Annotated in this window: 10 protein-coding genes and 1 pseudogene; 2 read left to right on the forward strand and 9 right to left on the reverse strand. The window is 38.7% G+C overall.

The window, feature by feature from the left end; translation table 11 throughout:
* Nucleotides 1-12: 12 nt before the first annotated feature.
* Nucleotides 13-1575 carry a glycine betaine uptake BCCT transporter gene (locus tag JOC83_RS13675; protein ID WP_205187913.1) on the reverse strand — a complete coding sequence of 521 codons (1563 nt, stop codon included), beginning with the start codon at nt 1573-1575 and terminating at the stop codon, nt 13-15.
* A 212-nt stretch (nt 1576-1787) separates the two neighbouring features.
* The gene (locus JOC83_RS13680) at nt 1788-2153 is read right to left on the reverse strand and encodes a hypothetical protein (protein WP_205187914.1); all 366 of its coding nucleotides are present in this window, start codon (nt 2151-2153) and stop codon (nt 1788-1790) included.
* A gap of 431 nt (nt 2154-2584) precedes the next feature.
* Between JOC83_RS13680 and JOC83_RS13685 the strand changes: the two genes are divergently transcribed.
* Nucleotides 2585-3160, forward strand: a complete 576-nt coding sequence (locus JOC83_RS13685; protein ID WP_205187915.1) for a YitT family protein — start codon at nt 2585-2587, stop codon at nt 3158-3160.
* Between the two features lie 143 nt (nt 3161-3303).
* Nucleotides 3304-4347 (forward strand): annotated as a pseudogene (locus JOC83_RS13690) (alkene reductase); the annotation flags it as partial.
* Between the two features lie 267 nt (nt 4348-4614).
* On the opposite strand, the gene JOC83_RS13695 reads toward JOC83_RS13690, so the two are convergent.
* The 7 genes from JOC83_RS13695 to murQ all read right to left on the reverse strand — a co-directional run bounded on the left by JOC83_RS13695 (nt 4615) and on the right by murQ (nt 13356).
* Nucleotides 4615-7659 (reverse strand): efflux RND transporter permease subunit, encoded by a 3045-nt coding sequence (locus JOC83_RS13695; protein ID WP_205187917.1) that lies wholly within the window; start codon nt 7657-7659, stop codon nt 4615-4617.
* Nucleotides 7660-7803: 144 nt separating this feature from the next.
* Nucleotides 7804-8226 carry a DUF6188 family protein gene (locus JOC83_RS13700; protein ID WP_205187918.1) on the reverse strand — a complete coding sequence of 141 codons (423 nt, stop codon included), beginning with the start codon at nt 8224-8226 and terminating at the stop codon, nt 7804-7806.
* Nucleotides 8227-8292: 66 nt separating this feature from the next.
* On the reverse strand, nt 8293-8850 hold the full coding sequence (locus JOC83_RS13705) for a TetR/AcrR family transcriptional regulator (protein ID WP_205187919.1): 558 nt from the start codon (nt 8848-8850) through the stop codon (nt 8293-8295).
* Between the two features lie 146 nt (nt 8851-8996).
* Nucleotides 8997-9848 (reverse strand): MurR/RpiR family transcriptional regulator, encoded by an 852-nt coding sequence (locus tag JOC83_RS13710; RefSeq protein ID WP_205187920.1) that lies wholly within the window; start codon nt 9846-9848, stop codon nt 8997-8999.
* Between the two features lie 12 nt (nt 9849-9860).
* Nucleotides 9861-10925, reverse strand: coding sequence for a DUF871 domain-containing protein (locus JOC83_RS13715; RefSeq protein WP_205187921.1), 1065 nt, complete (start codon nt 10923-10925; stop codon nt 9861-9863).
* A 149-nt stretch (nt 10926-11074) separates the two neighbouring features.
* On the reverse strand, nt 11075-12442 hold the full coding sequence (locus JOC83_RS13720) for a PTS transporter subunit EIIC (RefSeq protein ID WP_205187922.1): 1368 nt from the start codon (nt 12440-12442) through the stop codon (nt 11075-11077).
* 20 nt (nt 12443-12462) lie between these two features.
* Nucleotides 12463-13356, reverse strand: a complete 894-nt coding sequence (gene murQ / locus JOC83_RS13725) for an N-acetylmuramic acid 6-phosphate etherase (protein ID WP_205187923.1) — start codon at nt 13354-13356, stop codon at nt 12463-12465.
* Nucleotides 13357-13535: the final 179 nt, after the last annotated feature.

Here is a 13535-nt window from a genome sequence, read left to right on the forward strand (position 1 = left end):
CAATCCTTTAAATTATGCACCTTTTTTATTCACAACTGCTTTTGGTTTTTGCTTCGAGCTAATCATTGCTTCTTTTCTCAATTCTTTAATAAGTGATGCGCACATCATAATAATGACAAACATAAACGGAAATGCAGCTAATATGGATGCTCGTTCAAGTGCACCAAGCCCTCCGCTATATAAAAGTACGGCAGCCGTAGAAGATAAAATGATTCCCCACGTTACTTTAATCGCTGTACTTGGATTTAAGCTACCACCTGACGTCTGCATTCCTAATACATACATAGCAGAGTCAGCAGAAGTGATAAAGAACACGCTAATTAATAGAATAGCAACAATCGATAATACAAATCCCATAGAGCCAAAGCCTTCAAATGTCGCAAACAAACCTACTTCAGGACCAATCAATTGAATTTGTTGATAAATATTTGCTTCTTTAAATATTTCCATATGCAGCCCTGTTCCGCCAAAGACAGAAAACCAAAGTACACAGTATAAAGCTGGGATAAATAAAACTCCTAGTAAAAATTCACGAATCGTACGTCCTTTTGAAACGCGCGCAATGAATGTCCCTACAAACGGAGACCATGCAATCCACCATGCCCAATAAAGAATGGTCCAATCCTTTACCCATGTTGCGCCATCTTGATTAATTGGATTTAAGCGCAAGCTCATGCTTGGTAAATTCTGAATATACGTACCTAATGTAGTTGTGAAAAAGCTCATAATAAAATTAGTAGGTCCAAAGATTAATAGAAATGCACAAAGCGTCGTTGCAATAACGATATTGACATTACTTAAAATTTTCACACCTCGATCTAATCCAGTAAGAGCTGAAATCATAAATAACACGGTCACAACGGCAATGATGATTAAAATGGTCGTAATGTTGTTGTTGATGCTAGGAAACAAGTAGTGAAGACCTCCACCAATTTGTTTAGCACCAAATCCTAACGTTGCGGCTACGCCAAAGACAGTCGCAAACGTGGCAAGTACATCAATAACTTTCCCCATAAATGAGTCAGGAGCTTGTTTAAATAGAGGGGTAACAGTAGCACTAATTGTTCCAGGAGCATTTTTGCGGAAAGTAAAGTATGCGATTACTAATGCAACAACAGCGTAGAGTGCCCAAGCATGAAGTCCCCAATGAAAGAATGAATATCTCATGGCTAAGTTTGCACTTTCTGTTGTTGCACCTTCTCCTATTGGTGGGTTGTAATAGTGAGAAAGCGGTTCGGATACACCCCAAAATACAAGTCCAATCCCCATACCAGCACTAAACAGCATGCCAAACCACGATAGATTACTATATTCAGGTCGATCGTCATCTTTACCTAGACGAATTTTTCCATACTTTGAAAATACTAAAAAGAGAGCAAATACTAATAGGCCAGTTGCTACTAATAAATAAAGCCAGCCAAAGTTCGCGAGTAAGCCCGTTTGAATAGAAGTCGTAACAGCATCTAAGCTAAAGCTACCTAATGATGAAGCAGGAATAAATCCCCATACGATAAAGATTGAGCATACAAGTAATGCCCATATAAAAACAGGTTGTTGTTTTTTATTGTCTTGCAAAATACATCCACTCCTTAACAATTCATTTTTTTTCAATGTTTCTCTGTCATTGTGTTATGACTTCTCGATTACACTGACTGAGCATTCAATCACTTAAAAAATCACACAACATTCCTTGCGCGTCTTTCGATTTGTTTCACTAGATTTAGAAGGCAAGGAATATTGCTGTATGTATCAAGTAGGTGTTTCTTATTCTTTTTGATACACCCCTGTTAGGTTGTCAATGCTTGAAACACTTGATTTCCACGTACTGTATTAGAAATGAACTTGTACGGTTTCATCGGACGTTCAAAACATAATGACATAAACATTAAATGGTCCACGCATTTTTCAGCAGCTTTTCGATTAATGTTCGTATGTGATTTTTCAAATATATATTTATCACCGCTCAACTTTTTAATTGGGCGTGTCACAACCACATTTTCAACGATTTCTTTAATGGTCACTCCTGAATTTTTAGAAATGTAAGAAAACACCTCATGTAATGTTGCATCTTGCTTCACAATTTCTGCAAACATGAACGCAGTGTGCTCAACAAACTGTGTTTCTTCAAACTGATTAAAAAACTCGAAATCCATGTCGCTCCCTCATTTTCTCAAAGTGATGATATATAATATAGTAACCTATTATAGTAACTATATCAAGTGACGATACTTAAACTTCGCCATATTTCTATTTTTTTATAATCTTACCCTTTTGATGGTTTATTCAAAAACGAAAAAAGCAGGAATATTTCCTAACCACCCTGTTTATATTTTTAACATAGAACTTTACAAAAAAAGGGAGAGCCAATTACCCCTACAATTGGTTCTCTCTTTTTCTTATTGCTGAGAATAGCAACTTGATTTAGGAGTCTCTGTATCGTTAAGTTGATTCGCTAATTCCTGCAATTCATGTACCTCTTTTAGTATGGCTATTTAAAGAGAAAGAATAAGTTTTAGTCTAAACCTTTCTCCTTCACGATATATATGTACAAGTAGTAATCATGTCGCTACATAGGATGATGCTTATGTTTTCAAAGGGATTGGCTATTTTCTGCGGAAGTTTTTTAATTGCAATTGGACTAAACGCTTTTTTAGCACCTCATCATTTAATTGATGGCGGATTAATGGGACTTGCACTTATTATCTTTTATGCGTTCAACACTCCTGTTGGTGTGTCTACATTGCTGCTTAATGTGCCGGTTTATTTGTTTGCGTTTATGAAAGACAAAACGTTTTTTTACAATGGCATTTGTGGCTTGTTATGTTCTTCTCTTTTTGCCGACTATTTGTTCTTTTTACATGATGATCTTTCTCTTTCTATATTTGAGAGCAGTATTCTTGGAGGATTCTGTGTAGGAGTAGGTATTGGTTTAATGCTTCGATATGACACGAGCTCTGATGGCGTGGACCTCATTGCTCAATTTATTTCAAAGTCTTGGGCGGTGAATGTCGGATTTACTATTTTATTAATTGATCTTTTCATTATGGTCGCAGGGATGCAAGTGATTGGCTGGAGAGCTTTTTGTTACTCTGTGCTTGTAATTACTGTTGGAGGAATGATGATTACCCTCCTTACCGCAACGAAACGCCCACCTGTTTAGTGGCGTTTTTCTATGTCCAAAGACCTCTTTTTTATTTCGCGATTCGAAATGTTTGAAGCGTATCTTCCTCCTTGTTATAATGAACCACATCATCTTGAAGATGAGACTCTTTACATAAGGAGAGAAAGAAAATGAGTAATATTACAAAATTATTAGAACCGACAACCATTGAAGCTTTTTCTTTAAAAACTCGTACGGCAATGGCTCCGATGACGCGCTGTTTTGCCGATGATGAAACAGGTGTTGTAAATGAAGCCATTGTAGAATACTACCGTAAACGAGCAGAAGATGGAATTGGTCTTATCATTACAGAAGGGACCGTCATTAGTGACCGTGCAAAAGGAAATCCTGGCGTACCAGGAATCTATTCTCCTGAACAAGTAGCCGCATGGAGAAAAGTAACCGAAGCGGTTCATCAAGAAGGCGGAACAATCATCGCTCAAATTTGGCATGTAGGACGTCTTAGTCACTCTGAATTAATTAAAGGACAGCAACCACAAGCACCATCTGCTATCGCTGCAAATGGGCAAGTACCACGTTTTCGCAAACCTTACGAAACACCTGAGGAAATGTCTAAAGAAGACATTAAGCTGGTTGTTGCTCAATATGCCAAGGCAGCACGAAACGCCATCGATGCAGGATTTGATGGTGTTGAAGTTCACGGTGCACATGGCTATTTAATTGATCAATTTAATTCTGCTGTTTCAAATAAGCGTACAGACGAATACGGTGGAGACCTTGCACAACGCTTAACATTTATGAAAGAAGTACTACGTGCTGTCATTAACGAAATTGGGGCAGACCGCGTCGTTATTCGCTTTTCTCCACATAAAATGGATGACCTTTCTTATCGTTGGGATGATGCAGAGCAAGCTCTACAAACATACATCGATGCCTTTAAAGAGGTAGGCGTAAAAATGATTCACCCATCGATGTTAAACTTCTACGAAGAAGCAAAAGATGGAAAAAACATTTACGAAATTGTTCGTGAAAAATGGGAAGGGCCGATTATTGGTGTGGGTGATTTAACACCCGAATCAGCTGAACGAGCTCTACAAGCTGGTTGGGTTGACGTTGCTGCAATCGGACGCCCACTTATCGCAAATCCAGACTACATTCAGCGAATAAAAGAAGAGAAAAAGCTAGTAGAATATGAAGCAAGCGAACACTTGCCTTTACTCGTATAAAACAGCTGCTTGTTTAAGCAAAATGCCTTCCCTATTGATCCATCGATTTGACTGGATTTAGTAGGGAAGGCATTTTTGCGACTTGAAGCAAATGGGTCCGTTTTGGCTCCGTTTGGTTCAAGTTCTCTATTTTCAAATTATAGGGGTAAAATGAAAAGGTTACCTTTATTCTACCATACCATTTGTGGTTATTTTTTCCTCTTTACTTAAACACATCTTATGACCTATTTTTTAATAAATTGGTTGTTTAATTAAAGAGATAGACGGTTACTGACTTACTTCTTTATTCAATGTTCGCTCTTTTTTCACTTGCTTTGTGAAAAATAGTTCGTACACGACCGGTATAATAATGAGTGTTAGTAACGTTGATGACGTAAGTCCTCCTATAACCGTAATTGCTAACCCTTTAGAGATAAGCGTTCCACTAGATGTTGTGAGTGCAAGTGGTATAAGCGCTGCAATCGTTGCAAAAGCGGTCATTAAAATCGGACGTAGCCTTGTTTGTCCAGCTTCGATTAGAGAGTCGCGAATAGTCATTCCTTTTTGTTCGCGGTTTTGGGTGATGCGATCGACTAAAACAATGGCATTCGTTGTGACAATTCCAATGAGCATTAAAAACCCAATCATCACACTTACCGACAATGGTTCACGAGCAATGACTAACCCTACTAACGATCCAATTGGTACGAAGATTAAGGATGACAAAATAATGAACGGAATTCGTGCTTTTCCAAACGTGATCAGCATTGTTAAATACACAAGGCCAATCGCTGTCACCATCGCTAAACCAAGTGCTTGGAAAATTTCAACCGTTTCATCACTTCCCCCTCCACCTTCAAACTCAATAGTAGCAGGAAGCGCTAAATCCTTTTTCACTCCGTTTACAACATCTTGAGTGACTTTTTGAATGTTTTCATCTTTAATTTCAGCTTCAATTCGTGCGAATACTTTTCCATCAAGCTTTTGAATAGATGTGTACGTATCGATTTCATTTACAGATGCCAATTCACTTAGTTGAACAGGCCCTTTAGCTGTAAAAATCATCAATTGTTCAATTTCTTCTGAAGATGTTAATGATTGATCATATGAAAGTTGAACCGCTCGATCTTCATTATCAAGCTCAAGTGTTCCAATGGAGACTGGCTTTGTTTGATCAGCGACTGTTCCTAATAACTGAAAGCCGGACACTCCATATTCACTTGCTTGTTCAGAGTCAATTTCGACAACAAGCTGCTTTTGCTTGTCTGAAAAATTGTTCGTCACGTACTTTAAGTTGTCAAACGACATCATGTACTCTTCAACTTGCTTAGCAGCTGTTTGAAGATCATCTAAGTTTGTTGAATATAAGTCCACAACCACATTGTTATTCGTTGGTGGACCTCCACTAGACAATTCTTGTACACTAATCTTCGTACCAGGAGCTACACCTTCTGTTACTTTTTCCATCTTCCTTTCAATTTCATTGATAAATGTGAGTACATCAACATCCTCTTGTAAACTTAAAAAATAGCCTGCTTGATTTGAACGCTTAATGCCTGTTGCGAAGTCACGTGAGCCTACAGCAGTTGTAATGCTATCAATCTCCTTTTGCTCGTTAAACATCTGCTCAATTTCAAGCGACACTTCATTTGTTTTATCTAGTGATGTAGACGATGGTAGCTGAATAGTGGCTTGAAGCATTTTCTCTTCTTCGTTCGGAATAAATGTAAACCCTAGGGTTGGTACAAGTGCGAAAGAACCAACTAATAAAACGATGGAAGAAAGGATAATGACAAGCTTATGATTTAACGACCAAGAAATCGTTTTTCCATACACTCGTTGCATCTTGCCTTCTTTTTCTTCAGACGGCACTTTCTTGAATGAAAACTTTGCTAAAATTGGTACGATCGTCACGGCAACAATCAACGACGCAAACAATGAGAATATTACCGTCAACGCAAATGGTAAAAAGAACTCACCTGTTATACCCCCAACAAATCCAATCGGTAAAAAGACGACTATGGTTGTTAACGTAGATGATGTAATAGCTTTTAAAATTTCCTTTGTGGATGACTCAATTAATTCATTGGTGATACCACTTTTAGACTTACGTACTCGTCGAAAGACGTTCTCAATGACAACAATACTGTCATCAACTACACGACCTACAGCGACAGCCATTCCTCCAAGTGTCATAATGTTAAGTGAAATATCAAGCTGATGTAAAAAGATCGCTGATACTAACAGTGAGAGTGGAATGGAAATAATCGCAATAACAGTTGCTCGGAAGTTTCGTAAAAATACCAGCACTGCAATTGATGCAAATAGTGCCCCTAGAATTCCTTCTTTGACAAGCGTTTCAACAGACTTCTCAATACCTTCTGCTGAATCAAAGCCAATGGCATAATCTACTTGGTCATCATAACGATCTAATATTTCGAGTGTCTTCTTAGCCACTTCAACTGTATTAGCATCCTGTTTCTTTGTAACGGCCATAGAGAGTGCTTCCTGTAAGTTGTAGCGTGTATACTCTGGCTGTTCGGTAATCGTTTCAATGTTTGCAATTTCACTTAATGCAACAGCAGGAGCTTGCTGATTAAATGTTGACGTAAACTGTAATTTTTTCAACTCTTCGATTGTGCTCAGCTTCTCTTCCACACGAATTGGAATTTGAAGATCTGTCTCATTTACGGTACCTGCTGGAAACGATAGTGACTTTTGATTAATTTGCTCTTTGATTTGCTCAAGTGTGATACCCGCTTGTGTAGCCTTTTGTTTATCGACTGTAATTTGAACAATCTCTTCTTTTAATCCACCAACTGATACAGAGTTAATGCCTTGAATTTTATTGATTTCAGGAATAATTTTTTCATTCAGTAGATTTTCAATATCTGCATCCCCTTTTGCAAATAGCGAAATATTAAAAATAGGAAATGATCCGAATGAAAAGCGGTTAATATCTAACTGTGCGCTTTCTGGTAAATTCAACTCTTTTACGGATGTATTAATTTGTTGCTCTACTTTATCTAGATCTGTATTGAAAGGGAATTCAAGACTAATGATTCCTACGCTTTCATAGGAAACACTTTGAATTTTTTTAATCCCTTCAATTCCTTTTAATTGTTCTTCTAGTTTTGATGTGACTTGTTCATCAACATCATTTGGAGATGCCCCTGGATAAATGACCTCGACTGCTACTTGCGGGAATTCAATGTTTGGTAACAAATCAATTTTTAACTTTGAAAACGAATAAAGGCCTGCTAACACTAATAAAAAGGACAAAATGAAAATGGCTACTGCATTTCGCAAACTAAACTTTGTTAAAAAATTCACGTTTTGCTCCTCCGTTCTTTTTACTATCTTTTTCTTTTACACTTTTCCACATATGAGTACCAACGGGTCATTTTTTAGTCAAATAAAAAATCCTCTTAATTGTCACCCCCCTTTCTTAACAATTAATCGTATGTAAGCACACAACTATGTATTCGTTTTTGTCGCCTGTCGATAATCATAAACACCTCCAGGTAGTGAAATGAAAGAAAATCCATCATTTCCATATAAATCCCATCCTTCATACATCGTGCTATCATGAAACACATCAAGGACATAGTCTTCTTCAAACTCAATTCGCATCAAGCCTATTTCCTTGCACCAGCTAATTTGCTGAATGGTATGACCAAGGAGACAGCTTTTCACTCGCTGTCGATGAAAGCTTGCTTCAGACGCGTTCCAATCTGCTTGCCCAACAATGATTTTATCTTTCTTTCGTAACCGCCACGGACATTCAATGACAATGCCTCCCTCTGTAAAGGTCATCATAAGTGGATGTTCGTCAATTGATACATGTAACACAACTTGATTGATGAAAGATGTAAAATTAATTGTATCTATCTCATTCATCTCTACACTCCTCTAACGTTTAGTACTGATTGGTCATTCACTTTTACTTCAAATATAAACAGGTTTTTAGCTACACCCGTTTAAAAATAAATCAACGGTAAAGTTTACATACTGTTCAATCTCTGATTCATGAAGCATATTTTGCATGATATCCCCCCTGTACCCATTTAACACGCCTGTAAACGCTTTGGCATGTAACACCGCATCACTAAGTCCTTCCTCTTCCATTAACTCAGCAATCAGCGTATGGTAATTGGCGAAAAATCGATGCAAACTTTCCATCATCTCCGGCATTTGATGAGGGGTTTGCCAAAATGAATCTGGATAATGTCTCGTCTCATAAAAGAAAGAAAGATGATGCCTAGCAACCGAACATAATTTGGTCTGAAACGTCTCACAGCGATCAGCTTCTTGTCTAGCTTGTTCTAAGAAAGTTTGAAATGAACGATTGTTCACAGCGAAGTAAAGCTTCTCTTTTGAAGGAAAGTATAAATAAATCGTTCCTTTTGAGATTTCTGCTTTCTTTGCAATTTCAATCATCTTCGCTTCATAAAAACCTTTTGTCCCAAACACTTCAAAAGCCGCATCAAGAATTTTTTGCTCTTGCTCTCTTCGACGTTCCATAACTCCATTCCTTTCTTTTGACTTGTAAAGATCATTCTTTTCAACTTACTTATATGATAGCTTATAAGACTTGTCAAGATTTTATGTGCAAATGGACAACGAGGTTATCTTAAAAGGAGTGGCTTCCCCCTTTTAAAATAACCTCATTATGATTTCATCCGTTGTACAACTTGATGTGTATCAATGATGCGCTCATACAACCCTTGACCACGTTCTGAACAGATAGCAATAAAAACCGCATCAATAATGGCAAGCTGCGCAATACGAGCTGTCATTGTCCCAATTCGTAAGTTTTGTTCCTCTTCTGACATTGTGAGAACAATGTCAGCTAGCCGACGCGCTGGTGAGGGCGCGAGCTGTGTTAATAAAATGGTGCGTACATCTCGTTCTCTTGCAACGGTGAGTACATCTAAAATCTCTTTTGTTTTACCTGACGTTGAAATAACAAATACAGCATCTTTTTTCGTAGCGTTTGCAACCATCATCATTTGCATATGATTATCTTCTGACTGAAAAGCAGGTACATTAATACGCAAGAGCTTTTGCTTAAAATCAAGTGCAACAACAGCAGAGCCACCAACACCATATATGTAAATTCGCTCAGCTTTACTTAGCGCCTCTACTGCTTCTGTAAAAGCTGGAACCGATAAAATCTTTTCCGTGTTTTGTAAGGCTTGCACCGTGTTAAACATTACTTTTTGAATGACGGTACTCGGATCATCTTGAAATTGCAGCGGTGAGTCGATTATATCTGCTGTTTGTACAGATAATTCTTTTGCTAGTTCAATCTTTAATCGTTTAAAGCTTTGAATGCCTAGCCGTTTACAAAAGCGGATAATGGACGCTTCACTGCCTCCACAAGCATGGGCTAGTTCCTTTGTAGTCATATGTGTCACACGTTCAGCATGTTCCACAACAAAAGTTGCAACTACCTTCTCGGCTTCTGTAAACCGAGTTAATTGACGTTCAATTTGCTTTAAGACGGAAAATGTTGACATAAATAACTCCTTTCACACGTTGAATGAAAATGATTGTCCTGGGTGAATCATCTTTAGAAGAGGCAGGTCTTCTGCACTTACATATCCAATCACATTCACCTTGGCGTCTGGTGGCAAATCCCTCAATACGACTTGCAGCTCTCCAACGTAACGACCATAATGATTATTATCGATTGTGATGGCTCCTTTTGGACGAGGCAGTATCGGCCGCGGTTTAATATCGATGCGTCCTTTTTGTGCATAAAAACGTGATGTCTCAGATCGAATGACATCTCGGGCTGGATCCATTCGGTTACGATGGTTCATCTTTAAAAGCTTGCTCTCCTCTTTTGTTAAGTCGATGTGATTGCAGCGGACAAAGATCACGTCATCTTGATAGTATGTAAATTGCTTCAATGTGTCCTCTTTTATCCCGGGATCACCAATACATACTTTATCAACGTGAAGCTCATTTGTCATCTCTAAGTAAGCGGAAAATACCGACTGATGACGATGACGCTCGATTGTTGGTAGCCCTTTATGAAGCGGACCTCTCAATTTCTCGTCTCCTGGAACGAAAGCCACAACGGTTAGCCCTTGACTTTGCAGCCATTTATTACGTTTTTCAAACCATTGATCATCTAATCCTGTTTCAGGTCGTGGATAAAAGTTGTGCCACGCCTCAACTCGATGAATATGTAACCCTGCATTCGTTAGTTCGGTTAAAAAGCGTTCGTCAATCGTGCTTGCATTTAATGCTACTTTCATTTGTTTTGATAGATTAGCAATTTGGGTAGGTGTAAATCCATAATCAACGCGTAGGCCTGTTACTCCCCATGCCCTTAATTCACTTGCTTGCTCCATTTGCAAACCAAGATGGTGCCATGAAGATGGTGATAAATCAGCGATAATGTCCATCCCTATACGTGTGGCTACTTCTCCCAGCTTCTTCAGTTCAGACACATACAGAGCTGGGTCATCTTCAGGAATATGAAGAGATGTAAAGATGGTTCGACATCCAGCGCTAAACATCTTTTTGATGTATGCCTCTAGTTCATCATGAGATTGTTGTCCTAAATAAAGAGAGATTCCTAACATAATCATCATCCTTTCTTTAAAAAAAGAGCTTTGACAAAGGAAGCAACCTCTAGCTCGTTTGTCAAAGCTCCTAACGCTCTCCTTTCCAACGTTCATTGAAATGAAAGAAGATGTTATTTTATTATTGAAAGATTCACTAACTTGTTCCATTATGCTGCTAAGTTATCTGCCATTTCTTCTTTAAAACCAAATGCATACGTGAAAATAAATCCAAATAAGTAGGAAATAAGTAATCCACCTACGTAAAAAAAGAAACGATTGTCAGCAATTAATGGTGTTAAGGATAAACCAGAGACACCAATTCCTGTCGAAGCCGTTTTCACAAGTGCTTGATACGCACCACCGACCGCTGCTCCCATACAAGCCGTAATGAATGGACGTCCAAGTGGTAAGGTTACGCCGTATAGAAGTGGTTCACCTATTCCTAAAAATCCTACGGGTAATGCTCCTTTAATTGTATTTCGTAGCTTCTGATTACGTGTTTTCACATAAACCGCCATCGCCGCTCCAACTTGACCTGCTCCAGCCATTGCTAAAATGGTTAAAATGGGTGTTACCCCAATGCTATTAATAAACTCTAAGTGAATCGGTGTCAAACCGTGATGAAGTCCGACCATAACAAGCGGTAAGAAAAATCCTGCTAATATTGCTCCTGCAACAACTCCACCTACATCTAAGATTGCTTTAATGCTTGATGTAATTCCTTCTGCTAGCACTCCACCAACTGGCTGTACGATAATAAGGGTTGCAAACCCTACGACTAACACTGTAATGAGTGGTGTGACAATAATATCAACTGCACTCGGTACACCTTTACGAACCGTGCGCTCTACCACTGCCATTAACCACGCAGCAAACATGACGGCAAACAAGCCACCTCGCCCTGGTACAAGCGCTTCTCCAAAAAGAGTAATATCTGCTAAGCCTGGATTGATAATTAAAATACCTGCAATCGCACCTAATGCTGGCGTGCCGTTAAACTCTTTTGCTGTATTCCATCCAACTAAAATTCCTAAGTAAGCGAATACGCCTCCACCAATGAGTAAAAGCATGCTCAGCCAAGTCGCCGTCGGATCTGCTCCTGCATTTTTCGCAAAGTTCGCAATTCCATTAATGATCCCCGATGCCACAAGTGCTGGAATCAGCGGGATAAAAATATTACCAATTTTACGCAACAAATTTTTAAATGGTGTATTATTTTTCTTTTTAATGGCCGCCTTTGTATCGTCGGCTACCGATGATAAATCACCAGATACTTCGCCAATTTTAAGACCTGTCATTTTACTCATTTCTTCCGTGACACGATTGACGGTACCCGGTCCAACAACGATTTGTAACGTTTCGTCTTCAATTACGCCCATCACACCATCTACTTGACGCAATGCACTGATGTTCACAAGGTCCTCATTCTTTAATGCCAAGCGAACACGCGTCATACAATGATTCAATTGTTCAATATTCTGTTTTCCACCAACGTTGTCAATGATGGACTGAGCTAACTTTGTCTCTTTTTTCATACCCCTCATCCCCCCATACGTTATCGTTGAATTGCTTTTCGAACGAAGCCTTCTGACTTGTCTAGTCGAACTAACGCTTCCTCATAGCTCATATTCGTTAAGGCCATGACAATTGCGGCTTTTACATTTCCATGTGCTTTTTCAAAATAGAAGGCTGCTTCGTCAACATCTACCCCTGTTGCTTGACTAATGATTCCTTTTGCACGATGATGAAGTTTTTCATTTGTTGTTTGAACATCCACCATTAAGTTTTGATACACTTTACCAAGCCCAATCATCGTCGTTGTTGAAATCATATTTAAAATTAGTTTTTGCGCAGTTCCTGCTTTAAGACGTGTTGAACCTGTTAGTACCTCATGACCCGTTACAACTTCAATGGCATGCGCGGCGTATTGACTAATAGCAGCGCTCTCATTGCAGGAAATGCTTCCCGTCATGGCGCCAATTTCATTCGCATATTGTAAAGCACCAATCACGTAAGGCGTACGCCCACTTGCAGCAATGCCAATCACTACATCATTTTTTGATAGTTGAAGCTTTTCTAAATCTTGCTTTCCTGCCTCTTTTGAATCTTCTGCTCCCTCAACAGCTTCGGTGAATGCTTTTTGACCACCAGCGATGACTCCAATTACAAGATGAGGAGACACGCCAAACGTCGGTGGACATTCTGCAGCATCAAGTACACCTAGCCTTCCACTTGTACCTGCTCCAACGTAAATGAGGCGGCCACCCTTTTTCATTGATGTAATAGTAGCTGTAACTAGCTGTTCAATCGTTGGAATGACTTTACTAATTGATTCTGGTACGCTTCGATCTTCCGCATTCATCGTTTGAAGAATGTCACATACGCTCATTTCGTCTAGATTCATTGTCTTTTGATTACGTTGCTCGGTTGCTAATTTCTCTAGATTCATGATTTCCCCTACTTTTTTAAAAAATATAAGATTAATAGCTTTAACTTCAATATAAGAAAGCCCTTACTTTTTGAAGTTACATACATTATACGCTTTGAAGAAATAAAATATCAATATTTTTATTTATTGTTTGAAATTACATTTCAAAATGGTTATTTTTTTTCCTTACAACGATTCCT

It is taken from the genome of Priestia iocasae, assembly GCF_016909075.1.
Classification (GTDB): domain Bacteria; phylum Bacillota; class Bacilli; order Bacillales; family Bacillaceae_H; genus Priestia; species Priestia iocasae.